We start from the raw sequence: 24407 nt of genomic DNA on the forward strand, positions 1-24407 counted from the left end.
GCACCGGCGCCGACGCCGGCGGGTGGTCATGGTCGGGGCCGGTCTGCTGCTCGCCGTGGGCGGACTGAGTCTCGCCGAACTCGGCATGGAGGCACCGCCGGCGGAGCCGCGCGCGGCCTCCGTGGACGATGTCTCCGACGCCTCCCCGACGGCTGCGGCGGACGACGGCGAGCGGGCCGGCGGCGGCTCGGACGACTCCGCCGACGCCGGCAAGGACGGGAAGAAGCCGGACAAGTCGGCCTCCCCGTCCGCCTCGGAGTCCGAGAAGTCCGAGGACGCCGAGGACGCCGAGGACGCCGACAAGTCCAGGGACCGCTCGGCGTCCAACGCGACGGCGAGCCCGCCTCCTTCGGCGCAGAACCCGACCTCCGACCCCGAGGACACCGACACCCCGACCACCGAGCCGACCGAGGACGACCCCGCCCCGGTGCCCACTCCCTCGGCGACGTGCAAGCAGTTCCTGTGGTGGTGCGCGTAGCGATAACCGCAGGTCGAAGCCCCCGGGTCAGGTTCGCGCCCGGGGGCTTGGCCGTGTCCCGGGCCGCTTTGGCCGACCCGCGCCGGCCGCCGCGTTATTCAACCGTGACGCCTTCCCTGACGCAGCCCTCTTGACCGCCATGAATTGTTAGCGCTCACAATGACCTCCGCATTCATCAGTCGACGCCCCAGGGCATCCGAGGAGGTACGAGCGTCGTGCCAACAGCGCCCCAACTCGCTTTACCAGCGGCTGACCTGGGGCTTTCCGGAATCGCGGCGTGAAGCCGACGGCGCGGAACCATCCGCCCGCCGCACAAGGCCCGTCCGTGGCGAGGGATCCATCGCCACCACAGGACTTACCCGCAGTACAGAACCTGTCCACTGTCGACCGCCGAGGAGGTGTGGCCGTGACCCACTCGCAGCTCCGGCCGCCCACCATGGCCGACGTGGCCCGCCAGGCCGGTGTCTCCCACCAGACCGTCTCCCGCGTCCTGGGGGACCACCCCAACGTGAGGAACGAGACCCGGGCCAGGGTGCAGCGCGCGATCGAGGAGATGGGCTACCGTCGCAACTCCTCCGCACGGGCCCTGGTGACCCGGCGCACCCAGACGCTGGGCGTGGTCGCCTCCAACACCACGCTCTACGGGCCGGCCAGCACGCTGTTCGCGCTGGAGGAGGCGGCCCGCGCCGAGGGGTACCTCGTCTCGACGGTCAGTCTGCGAGAACTGACCGTGGAGACGCTCTCCGAGGCCGTCGACCGCCTCAGCGACGGCGGTGTGGAGGGTGTGATCGCCCTCGCCCCGCAACGGTCGGCGGTCGCGGCCCTCGCCGAACTGCGCCACCCCTTCCCGGTGGTGGCCGTGGGCACGGGCTCCGGTTCGGAGATCCCCAGCGTCAACGTGGACCAGGAACTGGGCGCGCGGCTGGCCACCGGTCATCTGCTCGCCGCGGGGCACCGCAGGGTCTGGCACCTCGCCGGTCCCGAGGACTGGCAGGAGGCGGCGGACCGGACCGTCGGCTGGCGGGCCACCCTCGAAGAGGCGGGCATCGAGCCGCCGCAGCCGCTGCGCGGGGACTGGAGCCCGCTGTCGGGCTACCGGGCGGGCCAGGAACTGGCCGGCTGGGTGGGCCGCGGTCTGACCGCCGTGTTCGTCGCCAACGACCAGATGGCGCTGGGGGTGTTGCGCGCGCTGCGGGAAGCGGGCGTACGCACGCCCCAGGACGTCGCGGTGGCCGGCTTCGACGACATCCCGGAGTCGGAGTTCTTCGCCCCGCCGCTCACCACCGTCCGGCAGGACTTCGCCACGGTGGGCCAGCGGAGCATCGCCCTGCTGCTCGACCTGATCGAGGGCCGGACCCCTGCCGGGCCGTCCCGGATCGCCATAGAGCCCCAACTCGTCGTCCGCGCCAGCACCTTCCCGTACCTGCCGCCACCGGGGGCCCCGCCGGGCTGACGCGGCATCGAACAACCGAACGCTTTCCCTCTCTCAGTATGGCCGACATTTCGAACAATGATCGACAGGTTGGACGCAGTGCGGCCGGTCCACCACGAGTACCAACGGTCCGTCCTCGGATCGGCTCTTCAAAGGAGAAGACATGCTCAACAGACGTAACTTCCTCACCGCGGCGGTCGGCGTGGTGGCCGCGACGGGTCTGACGGCCTGCGCCAAGGAGGACAGCTCCACCGGTACCTCCGGCTCCGGCGGCGAAGGTGGCAGCAAGAAGATCACCCTCGGCTTCTCCCAGGTCGGCTCGGAGAGCGGCTGGCGCAGCGCCAACACCGACTCGGTGAAGTCGGCGGCCAAGGAGGCGGGCTACACGCTCAAGTTCTCCGACGCCCAGCAGAAGCAGGAGAACCAGATCTCCGCCATCCGCAGCTACATCACCCAGGGCGTGGACGTCATCGCCTTCTCGCCGGTGGTCGTCACCGGCTGGGACGCGGTGCTGAAGGAGGCCAAGGCCAAGAAGATCCCGGTCGTCCTGACCGACCGCTCCGTCGAGACCTCCGACGAGTCCCTGTTCGTCACCCTGGTCGGCTCCGACTTCACGGACGAGGGCCGCCGCGCCGCCAAGATCCTGGAGAAGGTCCTGGAGAAGGCCGGCCACAAGGGCAAGGTGAAGATCGCGCAGCTGGAGGGCACCACCGGTGCCGCCCCCGCGATCGAGCGCGCCAAGGGCTTCAAGGAGGTCATGGACGCCGAGCACAAGGACGACTGGGAGATCGTCGTCAGCCAGACCGGTGAGTTCACCCGCGCCGGCGGCAAGCAGGTCATGGCGGCCTTCCTGCAGTCCAACCCGGACATCGACGTGCTGTTCGCGCACAACGACGACATGGGTATCGGTGCCATCCAGGCCATCGAGGCGGCCGGCAAGAAGCCCGGCAAGGACATCCTGATCGTCACGGTCGACGGCGTGAAGGACGGCTTCATCGCCATGTCCGAGGGCAAGATCAACGCCATCGTCGAGTGCAACCCGCTGCTCGGCCCCCAGCTGATGGAGGTCGTGCAGAAGGTCAAGGACGGCGAGACGGTCGATCGCTGGATCAAGACCAAGGAGAGCGACTTCATGCAGGACCAGGCCAAGGACGCCCTCCCCACCCGCAAGTACTGACCCACCACACCCACCGGTCAGGGAGCCTCCGGCCGGCCGAGACCTCGGTCGGCCGGGCCCCTGCGGGCCTGCGGCGATTCCCTCGCACGAGGGGCGCTGCCGTGACTCCGCCCCATGTGAGGGCTTCCAACCCGACGAAGGTTGCGGTCCAGCCCGAACCGACCCCTTTTGGGGCGGGACGTACGTAACACAGCCCAGATAAGTGAATTCCCCCACCGGGCAAAGCCGGTGGTCCTCGCTAGGAGACTTATGGCAGAGCCGCGGCCCGTCCTGGAGATGACGGGCATAGTCAAAGAGTTCCCGGGCGTAAGGGCTCTGTCGGGCGTCGACTTCCGGCTCTTCCCCGGCGAGATACACGCCCTGATGGGCGAGAACGGCGCCGGCAAGTCCACCCTGATCAAGGTGCTGACCGGGGTCTACACCCTGGACGGCGGCGCGATCACCCTCGACGGCGAGTCCGTGCGGTTCGCCAGCCCGCTGCAGGCGCAGCAGGCCGGGATCAACACGGTCTACCAGGAGGTCAACCTCTGCCCCAACCTGTCGGTGGCGGAGAACATCTTCATCGGCCGCGAACCGACCCGCTTCGGCCGCATCCAGTGGAAGCGGCTGCGCAAGGAGGCCGCGGAGCTGGTCGACCGGCTCGGCCTCGACATCGACGTGACGGCACCGCTGTCCTCGTACCCGCTGGCCGTGCAGCAACTGGTCGCGATCGTACGGTCGGTGGGCACCGGCGGTGAGGAGGGGAAGGGCACCAAGGTCCTCGTCCTCGACGAGCCGACGTCCAGCCTCGACCGCGACGAGGTCCTCGAACTCTTCCGTCTGATGCGGCGGTTGAAGGACGAGGGTGTCGCGATCCTCTTCGTCTCCCACTTCCTCGACCAGATCTACGAGATCTGCGACCGCATGACCGTCCTGCGCAACGGCACCCTCGTCGGCGAGCACATGGTCAGCGAACTCGACCAGGTCGGCCTGATCCAGCTGATGATCGGCAAGGATCTGGACCAGCTCGAGGAGCTCCACGAGCAGCAGCTGCACGCCGACGTCGGCGAGACCCTGCTGCACGCGGACGGCCTCGGCCGCACGGGCGGCATCGCCCCCTTCGACCTGGACATCAAGAAGGGCGAGGTCGTGGGCCTCGCCGGTCTGCTCGGCTCGGGCCGCACCGAACTCGCCCGGCTGCTCTTCGGCGCCGACCAGCCCGACAGCGGCAAGGTCACCGTGGGCGGCAAGCAGATCCCGATGAACGCCCCGAACGACGCCATCGGCGCCGGGGTCGCGTTCTGCTCGGAGAACCGCAAGACCGAGGGCCTCGTCCCCGATCTGACGGTCCGGGAGAACATCATCCTGGCCCTCCAGGCGTCCCGCGGCTGGACCCGGCCCATCCCGGCCGCCCAGCGCGACGAACTCGTCGCCAAGTACATCAAGGCGCTCGACATCCGGCCCGCCAACCCCGAGGCCCGCGTCGGCCAGCTCAGCGGTGGCAACCAGCAGAAGGTGCTGCTCGCCCGCTGGCTGATCACCCAGCCGAAGCTGCTGATCCTCGACGAGCCCACCCGGGGCATCGACGTCGGCGCCAAGGCCGAGATCCAGAAGCTCGTGGTGTCCCTCTCCGAGGACGGCATGTCCGTGCTCTACATCGCGGCCGAGCTGGAGGAGGTCCTCCGCCTCAGCCACACCATCGGCGTGCTGCGCGACCGCAAGCTGGTGGCGAAGCTCACCAACGGGCCGGAGATCACCACCAGCAGGATCCTGGAGACCATCGCGAGCGGAGAACACCAGTGAGCACCCCACCCGCGGCCACGACAGCCACGACGTCCCGCTGGCGAGCGCTGACGCACCACCACCTGTTCTGGCCCGTCGCGGTCCTGGTAGCCCTGCTGCTCGTCAACGTCCCCTTCACCCCCGACTTCTTCTCGATCAGGATGACGGACGGCCACCTCTACGGCAGCCTCGTCTCGATCGTGCTCTTCGGCTCGCCGCTGATCCTGGTGGCGGTCGGCATGACCCTGGTCATCGCCACCGGCGGCATCGACCTCTCCGTCGGCGCGGTCGTCGCCATCACCGGCGCCCTGACCTGTTCGTACATCAGCGACCAGGCCGACCAGAACGCGCTGGCCGGGGTGTTCCTGGCCATGGGCATCGGCCTGGTGGCGGCGGTGGTCTGCGGCCTGTGGAACGGCTTCCTGGTGGCCAGGATGGGCATCCAGCCCATCATCGCGACCCTCATCATCATGGTCGCCGGCCGAGGCGTGGCCCAGCTGATCACCGACGGTCAGATCATCACCATCAACAGCGAGCCGTACAAGCTGATCGGCGGCGGCTACTGGCTGACGCTGCCCTTCTCCATCTTCGTCGTCGCGGCGGTCGTCGCCGTCACCGTGGCCCTGACCCGCAGGACGGCCCTCGGCCTGCTCGTGGAGTCGGTCGGCGGCAACGCCGAGGCCAGCCGCCTCGTCGGCATCCGGTCCCTCCGCATCAAGATCATGGTGTACGTCTTCTGCGCCCTGTGCGCGGGCATCGCGGGCCTGATGATCAGCTCCAACACCTCGGCCGCCGACGGCAACAACGCCGGCCTGTGGATCGAGCTGGACGCGATCCTCGCCGTGGTGATCGGCGGCACCTCGCTGCTGGGCGGCCGGTTCTCCATCGGCGGCACGGTCGTCGGCGCCCTGGTCATCCAGACCCTCACCACGACGATCTACACGATCGGCGTGCCCACCCAGACCAACCTGGTCTTCAAGGCCGCCGTCGTCATCGTCGTCTGCCTGCTCCAGTCCCCGAAGTTCCGCGCGAAGGTCTTCGGCGCCCGGTTCGGCTCCAAGCCCGGCGCGACCGGCGGCGGCACGTCGCCCGCGGCCCCGGCGAAGACCGCCACGACGCCCGCCGAGGCTGCCCCGAAGATGGAGGTGTCGTGATGACCGCGACCACCAAGACCCCACCGGCCCAGGACAGCGGTACGGCACCGACGGCCACGTCCAAGGTCTCGGCGCTCCTGGCCGACCGGCGCCTGCCCGTCCTGGTGACCGCCGCGCTCTTCCTCGCGATGTACGTCACGGGCCTGAGCCGCTACCAGAACTACGGGTTCGGCGAACCGCAGGTCTTCCTCAACCTCTTCATCGACAACGGCTACCTGCTGGTGGCCGCCGTCGGTGTCACCTTCGTCATCCTGTCCGGCGGCATCGACCTGTCCGTCGGCTCGGTGATCGGCTTCACGACGATGTTCACGGCCTGGCTGGTGGAGCGCCAGGGGGTGCCGCTGCCGCTCGCCGTCCTCCTCGCCCTGGCCGTCGGAGCGTTCGGCGGCTTCCTGATGGGCTACGTGATCCAGAACTTCGAGATCCAGCCGTTCATCGTGACCCTCGCCGGGCTCTTCCTCTTCCGCGGCCTGTGCCTGGTCATCAGCAAGGAGTCGATCGCGATCAGCGACTCCTCGGTGAGCAGTCTGGCCCAGACGCGGGTGCCGCTCGGCCTGGGGGAGCTGTCGATCGGTGCGATCGCGGCCCTGGTCGTCATCGGCATCGCGTTCTACGTGCTGCACTACACCCGCTTCGGACGCCGGGTGTACGCCATCGGCGGCAGCGAGCAGTCAGCCATGCTGATGGGTCTCCCGCAGGGCGGCACCAAGATCGCCGTGTACACGGTGAGCGGCTTCTGCTCGGCCTTGGCCGGCCTGCTGTTCATGCTGTACATCCAGTCCGGTGACCCGCTGCACGCCGTCGGCATGGAACTCGACGCGATCGCCGCGACCGTCATCGGCGGCACGCTCCTCACGGGCGGCTCCGGCTATGTCCTCGGCACCCTGTTCGGCGTCCTCGTCCTGGGCCTCATCAAGAGCATCATCCAGTTCGAGGGCACCCTCAGCTCCTGGTGGACGAAGATCGCCACGGGTGTGCTGCTGTGCGCGTTCATCCTGATCCAGCGGGCGATGACGGCACGGAAGAAGACCTGACCGGGACCTGAGCAGGACCTGAGTGAGACCTGAGCGGGAGGGGACGCTCGCCCTTGCGGGGCGAGCGTCCCCTCTCTCAGTTCTCCCGGTCCAGGAACTTCGCGACGCTCTCCACGAACCGGTCGCCGTCGTCCAGCCACGGATGATGCCCGGCTCCCGGCTGTACGACGAACTCGGCGCCCCCCGGGAACAGCGCGGCGTACTCGCCCATCGCGTCGGGCGGCGAGTTGAGGTCGACCTCCCCGGCGAGCACGAGCACGGGCGCCCCGAACCGCCGGAACGCGGCGCGCGTACCCTCCGGGTCGAAGGCCCCCTCACTCCCGAAGACGGCCGCGGCCTCGGGATTGCGCTGCTCGGCGTCGGCGGCGTCGAGGGCCTGGGCGGCCTCGTCCAGGCGCCCGTGCAGGAAGGGCGCGACGGCCGCCCAGTGCCGTTCCGTGCCCCGTCCCGCCGCGACCTCCTCCAATGCCGCGAAGGCCTCCCCGAACCATGGCTCGCCCTCGCGCAGCCGGGCGACCGCGAGCCGGTCCTCGATCCCGACCGTGATCCCTACGCCGATCGGACTGGGCGTGACGAGCGCGAGCCCGGCGACCCGTTCCGGATACGCCCGCACATAGGCCGCCGCCACATTCGCCCCGGCACAGTGCGCGAGCAGATCGACCCGCTCGACGCCCAGGTCCTCCCGCAGCGCCTCCACATCCCCGACGAGCCGGTCGCAGCGGTAGGAGCCGGTGTCCTCCGGAACCGCCGACTCCCCGGTGCCCCGAAGATCCGGCATCACCAGCCGCCGGTGCGCGGACAGTCCGCCGAGATCCCCTAGATAGGCGGAGGCGCGCATGGGGCCGCCGGGCAGACAGACCAGGGGCGGACCGTCCCCGAACGTGCGGTGGGCGAGGAGGGTGCCGTCGGGTGCGCGAAAGGTGGCCATGGGGCAGACCCTCACAGCCCCCGAGCGTCGGAGCAACCGCGATTCGCCTTGCCCGCCCCGCCCTCTCTACGGCTGCGCCCGTGCCCCATCGCGTCCGGAACTCCCGTCCATCACCCGGTACATGCCGATCGAGTCGTGCGTGGCGGTGTCGGCGAAGCCGAACTTCTCGTAGAGGAAGCGGGCGGGGCCGTCCGCGATCAGGGAGACGTACGCGGTGGCGGGCGCCCGGCGCTCCAGTTCCTCGGTGAGCGCGGCCATGATGCGCTTGCCGAGGCCGCGGCCCTGGTGGGCGGGGTGGACGCAGATGTCGACGATCTGGAACGCGGTACCGCCGTCACCGATGACACGCCCCATGCCGATGGGCTGCCCCGCGTGCCGGAGTATCACCCCGTGCCACGTGTGGGGCAGGGCCTGCGCGACCGCTTCGGGGGCCTTGTCCGACAGGCCGGCGTCGGTACGCAGACGACGGAAGACCTCGACCGAGGGCACACCCACGCTCAACTCGTAAGGGTCGTTCTGGGTAGACATGCATTACACGATATCGGGCCGGGCTCGTCCTCGGCGGGCCTGGGCGTGCCTGGGCCGGCCTCCGCGTCCTCTACGCCGCCACCATCCGCCGCAGCAGATCCCGCAACGCCTCCCGCTCGGCGGTGCTCAGCCCCGCCAGCGGCTCCCGGGCGAAGTCCAGGGAGTTCCGGAGGCTGCCGGCCACCCGCCGTCCCTCCGCCGTGGCGGCCGCCAGCTTCACCCGGCGGTCGCTCGGGTCGGGGCGGCGCTCGACCAGCCCTCGAGCCTCCAGCCGGTCCACGATCCCCGTCACGTTCGACGGTTCGCAGCGGAGTTTCTGGGCGAGACGGCGCATGGGGAGCGGTTCCAGGGAAAGGAGGCCGAGGAGGCGGGCCTGGGCGCCGGTGAGCGTGTGTTCCGCGGCGGCGTCCTCGTACTCCTCGTGGTAGCGGGCCACCACCGTGCCGATGAGTTCGACGACCTCCATGGTCAGCGGGTCGATGCGGGGGGTCGTCCTCTGCGTGGGCATGGGTTCGAGGCTACCTCTTTACTTGACAACATGAAATATTAAAGAGCATGGTTGTTTCAGGTAGTGAAGTAACCGCACGGTATGCGCCACCGCATGCATCACGCACCCGCAGGAAGGTCCACCCCCATGTCCGAGACCCCCGCCCTCCCCGCCACCAGCCGTGAATGGCACCTGCTGAGCCGCCCCGTCGGCTGGCCCAAGGGCGAGGACTTCGCCCTGGTCGAGGCGGAGATCCGGCAGCCCGGCGCGGGTGAGGTCCTCGTACGGAACAAGTACCTCTCCGTGGACCCGTACATGCGTGGCCGCATGAGCGACGCGAAGTCGTACGTCGCCCCGTTCGAGCTGGGCAAGGTCATGCAGGGCGGTGCCGTGGGCGAGGTCGTCGCCTCGTCGGCCGAGGGCATCGCCGTCGGCGACCACGTGCTGCACTTCGGTGGCTGGCGCGAGTACGCCACGTTCGACGCCAAGCAGGCCGTGAAGGTCGACCCGGACGCCGCGCCGCTCTCCACCTACCTCGGCGTCCTCGGCATGACCGGCCTCACCGCCTACGCGGGCCTGCTGCGGGTCGGCGCCTTCAAGGAGGGCGACGCCGTGTTCGTCTCCGGCGCCGCCGGTGCCGTCGGCAGCCAGGTCGGCCAGATCGCCAAGCTCAAGGGCGCCTCTCGCGTCATCGGCTCCGCCGGCTCCGACGACAAGGTCAAGCTCCTCGTCGAGGAGTACGGCTTCGACGCCGCCTTCAACTACAAGAACGGCCCGGTCTGGGAGCAGCTCAAGGCCGCCGCCCCCGACGGCATCGACGTCTACTTCGACAACGTCGGCGGCGAGCACCTGGAGGCCGCGATCGGTGCGCTCAACCTGCGGGGCCGGGCCGTGATCTGCGGCATGATCTCCCAGTACAACTCGACCGAGCCGACCCCGGGCCCGCGCAACATGGTCAAGATCCTGCAGAACCGGCTCCGCGTCGAGGGCCTCCTCGTCGGCGACCACTACGACTTCCAGTCCCAGTTCGTCCAGGAGGTCGGCCCCTGGGTCGCCTCCGGCGAGCTCAAGTACCGCGAGACCGTCGTCGAGGGCATCGAGAACAACCTGGAGGCCTTCCTCGGCGTCCTGCGCGGCGACAACACCGGCAAGATGATCGTCAAGCTCTGACCCCACCCCCGTGACGAACGCCCGCTCACGTTCGTTGCACATGGCGGAGTCCGCATCCCTGGACGTGGGGTGCGGACTCCGTTCGTGTGTGCGGGGCGGGCCGTTTCGGGACAAGCCGTACGGGACCGTGTGCACGGGAGCGCGCGTGCGTGGGAGCGGCCGTGCGGCCCTCAGAGCGCCAGCGCCGCCGTGTGCACCGCCCGCACCAGCCCCGTGTTCTCCGGTGCCGCCCCGCCCGGGAAGGCCATGCGGCGCCGGGTGTAGCCGTAGGCGAGGCCGCTGCGGGGGTCGGCGAATGCCTGGGAGCCGCCGGCGCCGCTGTGGCCGAAGGTGCCGGCGCCGAGGAACGGGTAGAGGTTCTCCGCGGTCGCCTGGAAGCCGAGACCGAACGCCCTGAACGCACGGGCCACGAGGTCGTGACCGACGGAGTGGATCTGACCGATCTCGCCGACGATGTCGGGCTTGAGCAGCGGCGGCCGGCCGTCCACCGTGCTGACGGCCGCCGCGTACATCGTGGCGAGCCCGCGCGCGGAGCCGACACCGCCCGCCGACGACTGCCCGTTCGCCCGCACGACACGGGCGTTGGGGAAGTCCGTCAGCTCTCCCGGCTCCGGCACCTGGGAGTTGAACGCGATCGACGCCAGTGTGTGCGGGCCACGCGGTACCGCGTCCAGCTCGGCCTGCTGCGCGGGCGTGGGCGTCATCGGCAGCACGGTCCGGAAACGGGGCTCGTGCCCGGCCGGCAGCCCCAGGAAGAGGTCGAGGCCGTAGGGGGCACGGATCCGCTCCTCGTACACCTCCTGGAGCGTGCGGCCCGTCACCCGCCGTACGACCTCTCCGGTGAGCGCCCCGATGACGAGCGCGTGGTAGCCGAAGGCGCTGCCCGGACGCCAGAACGGGCGCTGGACGGCGAGGCGTTCGGCGATGACGCGGTCGTCCGCCAGCTCCTCCAGAGTGAACCCGGCGTCGGTGCCGACGAGCCCCGCCCGGTGCGCGAGCAGCTCCCGCAGGGTCAGCGCACCCTTGCCCTCGGCCGCGAACTCCGGCCAGTAGTGGGCGACTTCACGGTCCAGGTCCAGTACGCCGTCCTGGACGAGGAGCGCGACGACGAGATGGGCGGCGCCCTTGGTGGAGGAGAACAGGCCGTGCAGCGTGTCGCCGCCCGTCTCCGCCTCCTCCTCGGAGCCCGCCCACAGGTCGACGACCCGCCGCCCGTGCACATACGCGGTCAACTGCCCCTCGTAGTCGCCTCGTTCACCGGCCACGAACACGGCGAACTCCTCGCGCACCGCCTCGAAGCCCTCGGCGACCGTGCCGTGGACGGTGGCCCCTCCTGTCTGCTGCGTCATCGCACTCCTGTCTGGACGATCGGCCGTGATGGGTGGCCCGCTGGGTCAGGACACTGTCAGCAACGCCCGTCCCACCTGCGGAAATTCCCCCTTGGGATGGTCACGGAAGAGGGGCTCCGTGCCGAACAGGACCGCGTGCGGGCCGCTGACCACGGACGCCCTGCCCGCCGCCGCTGCCGGGCCGCCGGTGCCGTCGTCCAGCGGCCGCCAGTGCCCGGAGACCAGCGGGTTCCCGGTGCCGTACGACTGCTCCACGGTGACGCCGGCGCCGAGATCGGTGAACCATACGGGCGCGTAGACGAAGCTGTGGTCCGGCGCGCCGCCGGTCACCGCGCCGCCCGAATTCACCACGCGCACCACGCCGTTGGCGTCCCCGTTGCCCTGCACCGCCGTCGCCTTCAGCCGGCCGGTGGCCGTGGCGAGCGCCGCGCCGGCCGCGCCCCGGCCGACCAGTCCGTGGCCGGAGAGGAACCCGGTGAGGGCCGTACGGGCGGTCGCGTTCAACCCGCCGTACGACAGTCCGGACGACACGAACAGCACATCGGCCTTCGACCAGTCGAAGCCCCCGTTCAACATCGCTGTCGACACCGGGACCACCTCGAAGTTCATCTCCCTCAGCGCCAACAGCTCTCCCGCCGTGACGGCCGCGGCGACGCGGACCCGCTGCAGGGGCGTGCCCCGGACGGTCCTGGTCGCGTCGAAGGCCACGTCGTACGACCGGGCGAGCGCCTCGGCCTTCCGCCGCGCCGAGGACGGCACGAGCGCGCTGCCGTCGGCCGCCTGCCGCACCGCAACCCCGTCCCTGAGAAGGGAGTTGAGAGCGGCGATCTCCTGCGGGGAGTCCAGCCGGAGGCGCAGATCCCCGCGCGGGGCGACGTGGCCGACGCGGGCCGCCGCCCGCACCGGGCGGGTGGGGACGGCCGACAGGCGACCGCTCTCGACGCCCACCACGCTCGCGCCCCACAACCTCCCCAGACTCCAGCCGGAGATGTCGTACATCACCGAGACCTTGTCGCTGATGTCCCGCCCGTCGGCGAGCAGCACGTTGGCCAGGCCGCGCTTGGGCTGGCGCATGTCGACGACGTACGAACCCTTCGCGTACGACCGCCCGCCGAGCCGGAAGGAGTGCGTCGCGCGCGTCACGCGTACGTCGTTGGCGAGCAGATGGTCGACGAGCCGCGCGGCGGCCGTCGCGGACCGCTGGACGCCGCCCGCCGGGATGACGTACGCGCGCGGGAACTCGGTCGTGTAGACGTCCTCGGGACCGATGCCGGGCACCCCGGGGACGGTCTCCTCGGAGACCGGGACCTGGGCGGCGCCCGCGGCACCGCGCCGGAAGACCTCGATCTGGTCGGCGATGAGCGAGGCCCGCTTCTCCCGCACGAAGTCGAGGGTCGCGCGCAGGGCCGCGCCGGCCACGTCCACGTTGACGGCGGACCGGCGGCGCAGCTCGTCGACCGGCAGCGATTCGTACGCCGCGTTGTTCACCTGGAGCGGGATCTCCACGGTGTGCGCGGCGACCGTGCCGTGGAAGGCCGCGTACTGCGGGGTGAAGACGGGCGGCCAGTCGTCCCAGCCCTCCTCCGAGTCGCGGAACGGGATCTGGGCCGGCTCGACGCCGTCCTTCCCGGGCGTGTAGCCGAGGCCGTTGACGGCGGACTCCATGCCGAGGGCGTTGGCGTAGGTGTTCTTGAGGAAGAGGTCGTACTCGTAGTTCTCACCGTGCGGGGGAGTGGTCGGCTCGATGAGCGTGCCGTTGACGTAGCCGTGCAGGTCGAGCAGCACGGCCGGCTGCTTGTCGATCTGGATCTGCCGCATCGCCCGCACCTCTGGCTGCGACGCGGTGACGAAGTCCCGGTTCATGTCAAAGCCATTGGCGTTTGTGCGGGTCCCCGCGATCCGGCCGTCCGGGTTGGCGGTGATGTTGAAGTACAGCCGGGAGTGGGCGAGCAGATCCCTGGTCCGGCCGTCGGTCGCCGTCGCCAGCCGCTCGATGAGCTTCAGGGACGCGTCCGTGCCCTCCCACTCGTTGCCGTGGATGTTGTTGTTGAAGAAGGCGGGCGTCTTGTACGACTTCTTGACGGCACGGTCCTTGGCCGCCGACTGCGGTGATTCCGCGATGAGTTCACGCATACGGGCCTGGTCGCGGGCCTGGCGTGCGGTCTCCGGGGCGGTGACGGTGACGAGGTAGAGCCGGTGACCGCCGGCCGACCGCCCGGCGATCTCCACGCTCACCCGGTCGCCGAGCCCCTGGAGGGCGTTCAGCTTCGGGGCGATGGCGTGGTAGGGGGTGAGGCCGAGCTTGAGGGACTTGTCGGCCGGGTTCTCCGGGTCGGGGGACAGGACCTGCTCGCGGGGGTAACCGCGGCCGGAACCGGCCGTGTCGGCGAGGTCGGCGACCGGTGCGGTGAGGGCCCGCCGGGCCGCACTCGCGGGAGCCTGGGCGGCGCCCTGCGGCAGTGCGGAGCCCTCGCGGACCGGAGGCTTCGGGTCGGCGCCCGCAGGGTGCGGGGCGATCAGGAGCGACCCTGCGGTGACGGTGACGGCGGCAACGCTGAACAGTGCGGATCTCGGGCCGGGTCTCGGCGGACGCACGCTACCTCCTGGAGTGGGGTTCCTCGGACGTGCCGGTGCGGGTGTCGACCGCGGTCATGACTGCGGGTGCGGACTGCGGGTGTTGACTGCGAGTGTCTACGGCGTGTGTCTACTGCGGGTGGTCGACCACAGGTGGTCTACCTGTTCGACTCCCGGGCAACAAGAGGGCGCAGGAACCACGACCGCCTCGATCGCTCCCCATCGGCCCCTGCTTCGCCCCCACTTCGCCCCCACTTCGTCCCCCTCGCCCACCTTGTCCGCTGCCGGAACCCGTCGAGGTGCTACGCATCGGGAGTGAACCCTCCCGACATGTCACGCGAAGCGCGCCTGGCCGCCCACGGCGCGGCCTCCACCGCCCTGGCCCTGCACAGCGACCCCTCCCTGCACCGGCTCCTCGACACGGCCACCCCGATCGGCTCCGGCATCGGCGGGAAGTCGGCGCTGCTGGAGGTCGGCGGAACCCCGGTCTTCGTGAAGCGGGTGCCCCTCACCGACCTTGAGCGGCGACCGGAGAACATCCACTCCACGGCGAACCTCTTCGGGCTCCCGCCCTTCTGCCAGTACGGCATCGGCGCCGTCGGCAGCCCCGGCTTCGGCGCCTGGCGGGAACTCGCCGTCCACACGATGACGACGAACTGGGCGCTCGCGGGGGAGTACGACGGCTTCCCGCTCATGTACCACTGGCGGGTGGTGCCTGACTCCACGCCCCTCCCCGGGGAACTGGCCGACATCGAACGCGCCGTCGCCTACTGGGGAGGCGGCCCCGGCATACGCAGGCGCGTCGAGGCCCGCCGCGACTCCTCCGCGAGCGTCGCGCTGTTCCTGGAGTACATCCCGCAAAACCTCCACGAGTGGCTCGGCGAACAGACGACCGCCGGCGCCGGGCCCGCCGACCGGGCCTGCGCCCTGGTGGAGCGTGAACTGACCGCCGGCATCTCGTTCATGAACAGCCGGGGCCTGCTCCACTTCGACGCGCACTTCCAGAACATCCTGACCGACGGCGACCGCCTCTACTTCACGGACTACGGCCTCGCCCTCTCCTCCCGCTTCGACCTCGCCCCGCGGGAGACCGCCTTCTTCGACCGCCACCGCGGCTACGACCGCTGCTACGCCCTCAGTCATCTGGTGAACTGGCTGCTCAAGGACCTGTACGACTACGACCGGGACGAGCGCGGGGCCCGGATACGCGCGTATGCCCAGGGCGAGTGCCCCACCGGCATCCCGGACACGGCCGCAGCGATGATCACCCGGTACGCCCCGCTCGCCACGGTGATGGCGGCCTTCTTCCGCCGCCTGGGGGACGAGAGCAGGCAGACCCCGTACCCGCTGGAGGAGCTTCGCCGGTGCCTGGCCGCGTTACCTAAGAGCTGAAGCCTCTTGCCTAAAATATTTAGGCAATCGCATAATCGATCTCGTCGAGTGAAAGGACGGCCATGGCGCGCGTAGGACTCACCCCGGAACGCCTCGCCCGGGCGGGCGCGGAGCTGGCCGACGAGATCGGCTTCGACGAGGTGACCGTCTCCGAGCTGGCACGGCGATTCGACGTCAAGGTCGCGAGCCTGTACTCGCATCTGCGGAACTCCCAGGACCTCAAGACCCGGATCGCCCTGCTCGCCCTGGAAGAGCTGGCCGACCGGGGGACAGCCGCGCTCGCCGGACGGGCCGGGAAGGACGCGTTGGCGGCGCTGGGGAACGTGTACCGCGACTACGCCCGCGCACACCCCGGCCGTTACGCGGCGGCCCAGCTGAGACTGGACCCCCGGACGGCCGCGGCCGGCGCGGGCGGCAGACACTCGCAGATGACCAGGGCGATCCTGCGCGGCTACGACCTGACCGAGCCGGACCAGACCCACGCCGTCCGGCTCCTGGGCAGCGTCTTCCACGGCTACGTCAGCCTGGAGTCGGCCGGCGGCTTCAGCCACAGCGCCCCCGACGCGCAGGAGAGCTGGGACCGCATCCTGGACGCCCTCGACGCCCTGCTGCGCAACTGGCCGGCCCCTCCACCCGGTTGACCACCGGGCGGCCCACGCCACTCACCGCCGGACAATCCACCCCACCGATCGTCAGGTTGAGCCATGCCCACGAACCCCGCAGACCCCACGAACCGCACGGACTCTCCGAACCGCACAGACCCCACGAACCCTCACTGGATCACCACCCCCATCACCGCCGACCTCCTGCGCGGCGCCCTGGAGTTGGAGCGCACCGAGCACGGTGTGCTGCCGCACCGGCTGCCGGCCCGGGCCCGTGCCCAGTGCGCCGATCCGCAGCTGGCCATGGTCGAGTCCCAGCCCTCCGGCGTACGCCTGGTCCTGCGCACCCGGGCGACCGCCGTCGAACTGGACGCCCTGCGCACCAAGCGGATCTATGTGGGCGCCCCGCCCCGCCCGGACGGCCTGTACGACCTCCTCGTCGACGGCCGCCTGACCGCCCGCGCGAGCGTGCCGGACGGCAACACCGTCACCGTCGACATGACCACCGGAACGTCGGAGCACCGACCCGGCCCACCCGGCACCGTGACCTTCACGGACCTCCCCGCCGGCCTCAAGACGATCGAGATCTGGCTCCCGCACAACGAGACCACCGAACTTCTCGCCCTGCGCACCGACGCCCCCGTCGAGCCCGCCCCGGATCCGGGCCGCAGGGTCTGGCTGCACCACGGCAGCTCGATCAGCCACGGCTCCGACGCCGCGGGCCCCACCGGCATCTGGCCCGCCCACGCCGCCTCCGTCGCAGGCGTCGAACTCATCAACCTGGGCCTCGGCGGCAGCGCCCTCGCCGACCCCTTCACCGCCCGCGCCATGCGGGACACCCCCGCGGACCTGATCAGCGTCAAGATCGGCATCAATCTCGTGAACCACGACGTGATGCGGCTGCGCGCCTTCACCCCCGCCGTCCACGGCTTCCTCGACACGATCCGCGACGGCCACCCCACCGCACCCCTCCTCGTGGTCTCCCCGATCCTCTGCCCCATCCACGAGGACACCCCCGGGCCCAGCGCCCCCGACCTCACCGGCCTCACCGAGGGCCGCCTCCGCTTCCGGGCCATGGGCGACCCGAAGGACCCGACCCCCGGAAAACTGACCCTCCGCGTCATCCGCGACGAACTCGCGGCCGTCGTGGCCCAGCGCTCTCCCGAAGACCCCAACCTCCACTACCTCGACGGCCTCGCCCTCTACGGCGAGCGCGATGCCGACAGGCTCCCACTCCCGGACGACCTGCACCCGGACGCCGAGACCCACCGCCTCATAGGCGAACGCTTCGCGGAGCTGGCCTTCAAGCCGGACGGAGCCTTCGGTCTCTGAGGGCCGCGGGCTCAAAGGGAGCGCGGACCCAAGGGAGCGCGGACCCAAAGGGGGCACGGGGCTGTACCGATGCGCGGCTCCGCCGCGTACGCGCGACCAGTCACCCACGATCCGCATGTACCGCCCATACGCTCCCGCCGAAGCCCCCCTTCATCCCCCTCGGTAAAGTGCGTCCCATGCGCGATCTAGGGGTGGGTTTCCAGTACCTCGTCCAGGGCCAACGCTGGGTGGCCAGGCACGGGAAGCAGTACGGCTTCGGCCTGATCCCGGGCCTGATCACACTCGTCCTCTACCTCGGCGCCCTGGTGGCCCTCGGCGTCTGGGGCCCGGACTTCGTCACCTGGGCCACCCCCTTCGCGGACGACTGGTCCAGCCCCTGGCTCGGCCTCTTCCGCGGCCTCCTCACCGTCGTGCTGTTCGCCCTCGCCCTGGCCCTCGCGGTCGTCACGTTCACCGCCGTGACCCTCCTCATCGGCCAGCCCTTCTACGAGAACCTCTCGGAGAAGGTCGACCGGGACGTCTCACCGGACGGCTCCGCACCGGAGTCCGGCCTGCCGCTGTGGCAGGAGTTGTGGCTCTCGGGCCGGGACAGCCTGCGTATCGTCGTGCGGGCGCTCCTGTGGGCCGTACTGCTCTTCGGCCTCGGCTTCGTCCCGTTCATCGGCCAGACGGTCGTCCCCGTGATCGGCTTCTTCGTGACCGGGTTCTTCCTCGCCGAGGAACTGACCGCCGTCGCCCTCCAGCGCCGCCGCGTCGAACTCCGCGACCGCCTCGCCCTCCTGCGCTCCCGCAAGATGCTGATCTGGGGCTTCGGCACCCCGCTGGCCCTCTCCTTCCTGGTGCCGTTCGTCGCCGTCTTCCTGATGCCGGGCGCGGTCGCGGGCGCCACCCTCATGGCCCGCGACCTGCTCGGCGAGGAGACGACCGACGAGGACGAGCGGAACCGGGCCCCCCTCGGCCACCCGAACCAGATGTTCCGCAAGCCCGAGGTCGGCGCGTGAACCCCGGACACCGGCACGCCTAGAACGGTCCGGGGCGGTCCCTCTGCCTCAGGGGCGTGGGAGGACCCCCAGGTCGTCCGCTCGCGCGTCCTCGGCGGCGACACGGATGCCGCCCGTGGCCCGATCCGTCACGCGGCCGGGCCATTCACCGCCACGGTCACGATCGCCCGCACCTGCGCGATGATGTCCAGCCGGTTCCGTACGAACTCGGGATCGGTCACCGTCCCGGTCGCCGGGTTCGTGTTGCCGGCGCCGAACTGCAGGACGGGCGTGTGCACATGCCCGCCCGGCAGGGATGCGCCCAGCCCCAGCCGGTCGCGCAGGAGCGTCGCCCGGTAGGCGATCTCGTTGGAGAGGTAGTCGCCGCCGCCTCCGGCCCGCGCGGTCGATCCCGGGGTCGGCCCGTCGGGCCGTACGACCGCCGCCGTGCCGCCCGCCGGGATCTCGGTCACGCTCGTGTTGTCGTAGACAGGGAAGCGGCCGGTGTTCGCGGCGACGATGTCCGCGTACGGCAGGGTCGTGGTCGTCCACTGGGGCTGGGTGGCGGGATCGGTCACAGGGACGGTCCCGGTGCGGCCGATGTTGTCGTTGTCGGCGAAGCCGCCGCGCCAGGCCCCGTTGGTCCGCTCGACGTCGAAACGGCCCACCCGGCCCTGGCTGACGGTCGCGAAGAGGTCCACGCGCGGCAACTGCCGGCGGAGGGTGCGCTCGACCGTGCCGTCGGCGAAGTCCTGCCAGCGGACGGGGAAGACGGCCGTCTCGATGCGCGCGGGCCCGTCGGCGGTCCGGATCACCGTTCCGTCGAGGGCGAGGGCCGTGGCCCCGGACGGGTTGGAGATCCGCACGTCCCGGTCCAGCGTGAACGGATCGAACCCGGTGACGAGAATCCGCTTCACACCCTTGCCGCCCCGCGGATACCGAAGGGAGTCCTGCCCGCGCGACGCCCGCTCCAACTTGCCGAGCAGCACGGCTCTCTGATGGTCGGACAGCTCGAAATCCGGTTCCCACCGCCGTACTTCGCGCGTCATCCCCAACCGCGCCCAGTACAACGGGCGGTCGTCGTCCCGGCTCAGATCACCGCCCGCCGGCCCCCGCCCCTGCGCCCGGTCCACGGCCCGCGTCCACAACCGCGCACCCTGCCGTACGACGATCCGCTCGGCCTGCGCGTACGACCGCGCCCCGCCCAGCGCCCGCCCGAACTCCGGTGTCACGGTGCCGAATCCGGACCGCCGCAGGATCTCCTGAGGCACGGCCCGGTCGAGGCGCTGTTCCTCGACGGTGGGTGCGGCGACGGGCGTGGGCGAGGCCATGGCCGTGGCCGGGGTGCAGAGCCCCGCCAGCAGGGCCGCCAGCCCGACGGCCGCCCCACGGATGCCGGGCCTGCCGAGCCGAGCGCGCGGGGAGACCGGGCGGGGGGAGTTCGAGGAGGCCGGAGAAGCCGGAAGAGTCAGGAATATCAAGGGAGTACGGGTCCTTCCGTAGCTGTCGTGCCGTGGGGGTGTTGCTCCGGACGGCGGCAGTATCGCGTGACGGAAGGGGCGCACGCCATGCCGCCCCAAGGTGGAGGTGGCTGCCGTCGTTCCCTCGCCCTGGCTGCGGGCAGCCGTGCCGGTGGGCGGTACGGGTGGGCGCAACGGCACCCGGTCGGCACAGGCCGGCGCCCCTCGACCTCCGCTCGGGCTCCTCCCCGGTCTCCGTCAACCGGTCTCCGTCAACCGGCCCCCGGCCCGCGCCCCCCGCCGTCCTCGCCCAGCAACGCCAGGAAGTCCCGGAACGCCCCCGGCATGTCCACGGCCCCCGGATCCAGCAACCACTGGTACTGCAGACCGTCCATCACGGCCACCAGCAGTGGCGCCGCCCGCTCCGGCGTCAGCCCGCTCGGCAACCGGTCGCCGTACTCGGCGCGCAGCACCTCCACCAGCGCCTCCCGCACCCGCCCGTACCGCTCCGTGAAGAACCCCCGCGCGGGATGCCCCTCGGTGACGCTCTCGCCGAGCAGCGCGGAGAAGGTCTGGACGATGCCGGGCCGCATGGCGTTGTACTCGACGAGGGAGCCGAGCAGGTCGAGCCGCAGCGCGCTGTCGGGCACGGCGTCCCACCGGTCCCGTTCCTCCAGGACGGCGACGAGCAGCGCGTCCTTGGTGGGGAAGTAGTGCAGCAGTCCCTGCTGGGTGAGCCCGACGCGCTCGGCGATCGCGGCCATGCTCGCGCCCCGGTAGCCGCGCTCGGCGATCACCTCCAGGGTGGCCAGCACGATCTCCGCGCGCCGTTCCTCACCCCTGACGCCCCTGGTCCTGCTGGTGCCGCTCATGCCGTCACGGTACGTCATCCGACCTCGCCGAACGGGCGGGAATGTAACGTCGGGATAACGAAACCTACCACTCTACAGGCAATGGATGCACGATGGGGAGACAGACCGGACTCGACGAGGAGGCACCGCGATGGCGGCAACCCCGGGTACACACCCGACCCCGGCCGACGAGACGCGCGAAGCGGCCGTGGAGAAGGCCCTGGCCGAGCTGGACCTCGACGCCAAGACGAGGCTTCTCTCCGGCCAGGACATGTGGACCCTGCCCGCGCTCCCCGAGATCGGCCTGGACTCCCTGGTGATGTCCGACGGCCCCATCGGCGTACGAGGGGTGCGCTGGACCGTCGACGACCCGTCCGTCGCGCTGCCCTCCCCGACCGCCCTCGCCGCCACCTGGGACCCCGAACTCGCCCGCCGAGCAGGTGTGTTGCTGGCCCAGGAAGCCCGCCGCAAGGGCGTCCACGTCCTCCTCGCCCCCACGGTCAACCTGCACCGATCCCCGCTGGGCGGCCGCCACTTCGAGGCGTACAGCGAGGACCCGTACCTCACGGGCGAGATCGGTTCGGGCTATGTGACCGGTGTGCAGTCCGGCGGAGTCGGCACCACGGTCAAGCACTTCGTGGCCAACGACGCCGAGACCGACCGCTTCACGGTGAACAACCTGGTCGGTGAACGTGCCCTGCGCGAGCTGTACCTGGCCCCCTTCGAGGCGATCGTGGCGAACGCCCACCCCTGGGGCATCATGACCGCCTACAACACGGTCAACGGCACCACGATGACCGAGCACCGCTACCTCGTGAACGAGGTCCTGCGCGGCGAGTGGGGTTTCGACGGCTTCAACGTCTCCGACTGGATGGCCGCCCGCTCCACGGCCGGCGCCCTCACCGGCGGCCTCGACGTCGCCATGCCCGGCCCTGCCACCGTCTACGGTGAGCCCCTGGCGGCCGCAGTCCGGGCCGGCGAGGTCGCTCAGGCCGAGGTCGACGAGGCGGTCCGCCGGGTCCTGCGCCTGGCCGCCCGCGTCGGCATCCTGGAGGGCGCCGACCCGGTGGTCACCGAACTCCCCGCCCCGGTCGACGGCGAGGCCCTGGCCCGCGAGATCGCCCGCCGCGCCTTCGTCCTGGTCCGCAACGAGGTACGGGACGGTCGGGCGGCCCTGCCCCTGAGGCCGGGCGCGAAGGTCGCACTCATCGGCGCCGCGGCCCGCGACGCTCGCGTACTCGGCGGCGGCTCCGCCACGGTCTTCCCGTCCCACGTCGTCTCGCCCCTCGACGGCCTCACCGCCGCCCTCCCCGAAGGCACGCTGACGTACGCCGTCGGCGCGGACCCCAACGTGGAACTCGCCGTCGCCGACAAGGGCTTCGTCCTGCGAGCCGTCTGCCGCGACACCACCGGCACGGTCCTCGGCATCGGCTCCGCCCCCAACGGGCAGCTCCAGTGGATGGGTTCGGACCTCCCCGACGGCGTCACCCACGACGCCCTGCACACCGTCGAGCTGACCGGCACCTTCACCCCGCGCGAGACCGGCACGCACACCTTCGGCATCAAGGGCCTCGGCGCCTTCACCCTCACCGTCGACGGCACGACCCGGTTCGACGACGTCCAGACCACCGACACGGACGACCCCTTCGTGACGTTCTTCGGCGCCCCCGTCCCCCGGGCTCAGGTCGAACTGACGCCGGGCACCCCCACCGAGATCTCCCTCACCCACGTCACGGCACTCCCCGCCGATGCCCTCTTCAAGGTCATCGCCTTCTCGCTCTGCCACCAGGAGCCGCAGCGCGACCCGGACGACCTGATCGCCGAGGCCGTCGAGGCCGCCCGCGCCGCCGACACGGCCGTCGTGGTGGTCGCCACCACCGACCGCGTCGAGTCCGAGGGCTTCGACCGCAAGGACCTCCGTCTCCCCGGCCGTCAGGACGACCTGGTCCGCGCCGTGGCCGCCGCCAACCCCGACACCGTCGTGGTCGTCAACTCCGGTTCCCCGGTGGAACTCCCGTGGCGCGAGGACGTCGCCGCCGCCCTCCTCACCTGGTTCCCCGGCCAGGAGGGCGGCGCCGCTCTCGCCGACGTCCTCACCGGCGCCCACGAGCCCGGCGGCCGCCTCCCCACCACCTGGGGCTCGCTCCCGGACGCGCCCGTCACCCAGGTCGTCCCGACCGCCGGCGAACTCCCCTACGACGAGGACGTCTTCATCGGCTACCGGGCCTGGGACAGGCACCCCGCGACCCCCGCGTACCCGTTCGGCCACGGCCTCGGCTACACCGACTGGACGTACGAGTCCCTCGACGTCACGGGCACGACGGCGACGGTACGGGTCCGCAACACGGGCACGCGGAAGGGCCGCGAGACCATCCAGCTCTACCTGGCCCCCACGGCCCCCGACGAGAACCGCCCCACCCGCTGGCTGGCGGGCTTCACGACGGTGGAGGCGGCCCCGGGGGAGACGAAGGAGGCGGTCGTCCGACTTCCGCGCCGAGCGTTCGAAATCTGGGACGAGGCGGCCGACGCGTGGGTCCAGGTGAGGGGTGCGTACGAGGTGGAGGCAGGCCGCTCGATCGCCGATCGCCGTGTGACGGCAACGATCGAGATCCGGGAGTAGCCGCAACTCCACCAGGGGCGCGGGGAACTGCGCGACCCGCCCCCACCCACCCATCGCGCTCGACCATGAACGCGCCCGTTCATGAACGCACTTGACTACGAACGCGCCCCGAACCCATAGACCGTCTCCGACCGATACACGGCCCCCGGCCGCAGCTGAGTACTGGGAAACTGCGGCCGGTTGGGCGAGTCAGGAAAGTGCTGAGTCTCCAGCGCGACGCCGTCCCCGGGCGCGAAGGGCGCCTCAAGATGGTCCGCCGTGTAGAGCTGCACCCCCGGCTCGGTGGTCGCCACGCTCAACACCCGTCCCGACCTCGCCTCCCACAGCTCGGCCACCACCTCCGCTTCCCCCGTAACCCCCTTGTCGAGCACGAAGTTGTGGTCGTACCCACCGCCCACCTTCCGAGCCGCCCGGAAGTCGAACCGCGTCCCCTCCACCTCCGCCAGTTCGCCCGTCGGAATCAGATCCGCGTCCACCGGCGTCACCCGCGACGCGGCGATCCGCAGCTCGTGCCCACCCGCGCTCCCGGCACCGGCGCCCGCCAGATTCCAGTACGAGTGGTTGGTGAGGTTCACGACGGTCGGCGCGTCGGTGACCGCCTCGTAGGCGATCCGCAGCGCACCGCCGTCCTCGTCCAGCGTGTACGTCGCGGAGACCTCCAGCCGCCCCGGAAAGCCCTCCTCCCCGTCCGGACTCACCCGCGACAGCCGTACCCCGGCCGCGCCCTCGACGGCCTCCGCCTTCCACACCCGCTTGTCGTAGCCGAGCGGTCCACCGTGCAGTGAGTTGGGCGGGTTGTTGCACGCCAGCTCGTACGCCCGCCCGTCGAGGGTGAACCGTCCCCCGGCGATCCGGTTGGCGTACCGGCCGATGAGTGCCCCGAAGAACGGCCCCTGATGGCGGAGATACCCGTCGAGGTCGGCGAACCCCAGCACCACGTCCGCCGACCGGCCGTGGCGGTCCGGAACCTCCACCGACTGCACGATCCCGCCGTACGTCAGGATCCGCACCCGGGTGCCGCCCCGCTCCAGCGTCCAGCGGTGAACGGGCGTGCCGTCGGAAACTGTGCCGAAAAGTTCACTCATGAGCGAAACCCTA

Annotated in this window: 19 protein-coding genes and 1 pseudogene; 12 read left to right on the forward strand and 8 right to left on the reverse strand. The window is 71.0% G+C overall.

Annotated features, from left to right (window positions below):
• From AWZ10_RS19155 to yjfF, 6 genes and pseudogenes are all read left to right on the forward strand, one after another.
• Positions 1–478, forward strand: a pseudogene (locus AWZ10_RS19155) (hypothetical protein); the annotation flags it as partial.
• 406 nt (positions 479–884) lie between these two features.
• Positions 885–1931: a LacI family DNA-binding transcriptional regulator gene (locus AWZ10_RS19160; RefSeq protein ID WP_046706582.1), complete on the forward strand. Its 1047-nt coding sequence runs from the start codon at positions 885–887 to the stop codon at positions 1929–1931.
• Between the two features lie 142 nt (positions 1932–2073).
• Complete coding sequence (locus AWZ10_RS19165; protein ID WP_046706575.1) at positions 2074–3087, forward strand: substrate-binding domain-containing protein; 1014 nt, start codon at positions 2074–2076, stop codon at positions 3085–3087.
• Positions 3088–3336: 249 nt separating this feature from the next.
• On the forward strand, positions 3337–4869 hold the full coding sequence (locus AWZ10_RS19170) for a sugar ABC transporter ATP-binding protein (RefSeq protein WP_046706576.1): 1533 nt from the start codon (positions 3337–3339) through the stop codon (positions 4867–4869).
• Positions 4866–6002 carry an ABC transporter permease gene (locus tag AWZ10_RS19175; RefSeq protein ID WP_060891659.1) on the forward strand — a complete coding sequence of 379 codons (1137 nt, stop codon included), beginning with the start codon at positions 4866–4868 and terminating at the stop codon, positions 6000–6002. Before AWZ10_RS19170 ends, AWZ10_RS19175 begins: the two co-directional genes overlap by 4 nt.
• Positions 6002–7036 carry a galactofuranose ABC transporter, permease protein YjfF gene (yjfF, locus tag AWZ10_RS19180; protein ID WP_046706578.1) on the forward strand — a complete coding sequence of 345 codons (1035 nt, stop codon included), beginning with the start codon at positions 6002–6004 and terminating at the stop codon, positions 7034–7036. Before AWZ10_RS19175 ends, yjfF begins: the two co-directional genes overlap by 1 nt.
• 76 nt (positions 7037–7112) lie before the next feature.
• On the opposite strand, the gene AWZ10_RS19185 is transcribed toward yjfF, so the two are convergent.
• From AWZ10_RS19185 to AWZ10_RS19195, 3 genes are all read right to left on the reverse strand, one after another.
• On the reverse strand, positions 7113–7964 hold the full coding sequence (locus AWZ10_RS19185; RefSeq protein WP_060891660.1) for an alpha/beta fold hydrolase: 852 nt from the start codon (positions 7962–7964) through the stop codon (positions 7113–7115).
• 66 nt (positions 7965–8030) lie between these two features.
• Positions 8031–8492: a GNAT family N-acetyltransferase gene (locus tag AWZ10_RS19190; protein WP_060891661.1), complete on the reverse strand. Its 462-nt coding sequence runs from the start codon at positions 8490–8492 to the stop codon at positions 8031–8033.
• Positions 8493–8562: 70 nt separating this feature from the next.
• Entirely contained in the window at positions 8563–9000 is a 438-nt protein-coding gene (locus AWZ10_RS19195) for a MarR family winged helix-turn-helix transcriptional regulator (protein ID WP_046706581.1), read from the reverse strand.
• A gap of 126 nt (positions 9001–9126) precedes the next feature.
• Here AWZ10_RS19195 and AWZ10_RS19200 point away from each other — a divergent pair, with 126 nt between their 5' ends.
• Positions 9127–10149 (forward strand): NADP-dependent oxidoreductase, encoded by a 1023-nt coding sequence (locus tag AWZ10_RS19200; protein ID WP_060891662.1) that lies wholly within the window; start codon positions 9127–9129, stop codon positions 10147–10149.
• 170 nt (positions 10150–10319) lie between these two features.
• On the opposite strand, the gene AWZ10_RS19205 is transcribed toward AWZ10_RS19200, so the two are convergent.
• Positions 10320–11498, reverse strand: a complete 1179-nt coding sequence (locus tag AWZ10_RS19205) for a serine hydrolase domain-containing protein (RefSeq protein ID WP_060891663.1) — start codon at positions 11496–11498, stop codon at positions 10320–10322.
• Positions 11499–11543: 45 nt separating this feature from the next.
• Entirely contained in the window at positions 11544–14093 is a 2550-nt protein-coding gene (locus tag AWZ10_RS19210; protein WP_079104401.1) for a M14 family zinc carboxypeptidase, read from the reverse strand.
• A 309-nt stretch (positions 14094–14402) separates the two neighbouring features.
• Between AWZ10_RS19210 and AWZ10_RS19215 the strand changes: the two genes are divergently transcribed.
• The 4 genes from AWZ10_RS19215 (at position 14403) to AWZ10_RS19230 (ending at position 18399) form a co-directional block, all read left to right on the forward strand.
• Positions 14403–15464 carry a hypothetical protein gene (locus AWZ10_RS19215; protein WP_060891664.1) on the forward strand — a complete coding sequence of 354 codons (1062 nt, stop codon included), beginning with the start codon at positions 14403–14405 and terminating at the stop codon, positions 15462–15464.
• Between the two features lie 62 nt (positions 15465–15526).
• Positions 15527–16105: a TetR/AcrR family transcriptional regulator gene (locus AWZ10_RS19220; RefSeq protein ID WP_046705782.1), complete on the forward strand. Its 579-nt coding sequence runs from the start codon at positions 15527–15529 to the stop codon at positions 16103–16105.
• A 63-nt stretch (positions 16106–16168) separates the two neighbouring features.
• Positions 16169–17398, forward strand: coding sequence for a GDSL-type esterase/lipase family protein (locus AWZ10_RS19225; protein WP_060891665.1), 1230 nt, complete (start codon positions 16169–16171; stop codon positions 17396–17398).
• Between the two features lie 176 nt (positions 17399–17574).
• Positions 17575–18399, forward strand: a complete 825-nt coding sequence (locus AWZ10_RS19230) for an EI24 domain-containing protein (RefSeq protein WP_046705781.1) — start codon at positions 17575–17577, stop codon at positions 18397–18399.
• A gap of 128 nt (positions 18400–18527) precedes the next feature.
• Here AWZ10_RS19230 and AWZ10_RS19235 read toward each other — a convergent pair whose 3' ends face one another.
• Both AWZ10_RS19235 and AWZ10_RS19240 read right to left on the reverse strand, forming a co-directional pair.
• Positions 18528–19772: a pyroglutamyl-peptidase I gene (locus AWZ10_RS19235; RefSeq protein ID WP_060891677.1), complete on the reverse strand. Its 1245-nt coding sequence runs from the start codon at positions 19770–19772 to the stop codon at positions 18528–18530.
• Between the two features lie 338 nt (positions 19773–20110).
• Entirely contained in the window at positions 20111–20728 is a 618-nt protein-coding gene (locus AWZ10_RS19240) for a TetR/AcrR family transcriptional regulator (protein WP_060891666.1), read from the reverse strand.
• A gap of 112 nt (positions 20729–20840) precedes the next feature.
• Here AWZ10_RS19240 and AWZ10_RS19245 point away from each other — a divergent pair, with 112 nt between their 5' ends.
• Complete coding sequence (locus AWZ10_RS19245) at positions 20841–23309, forward strand: beta-glucosidase (protein WP_060891667.1); 2469 nt, start codon at positions 20841–20843, stop codon at positions 23307–23309.
• A 95-nt stretch (positions 23310–23404) separates the two neighbouring features.
• On the opposite strand, the gene AWZ10_RS19250 is transcribed toward AWZ10_RS19245, so the two are convergent.
• Positions 23405–24394: an aldose epimerase family protein gene (locus tag AWZ10_RS19250; protein WP_060891668.1), complete on the reverse strand. Its 990-nt coding sequence runs from the start codon at positions 24392–24394 to the stop codon at positions 23405–23407.
• Positions 24395–24407 lie beyond the last annotated feature (13 nt).

This window comes from Streptomyces europaeiscabiei (assembly GCF_001550375.1).
Taxonomy (GTDB): domain Bacteria; phylum Actinomycetota; class Actinomycetes; order Streptomycetales; family Streptomycetaceae; genus Streptomyces; species Streptomyces europaeiscabiei.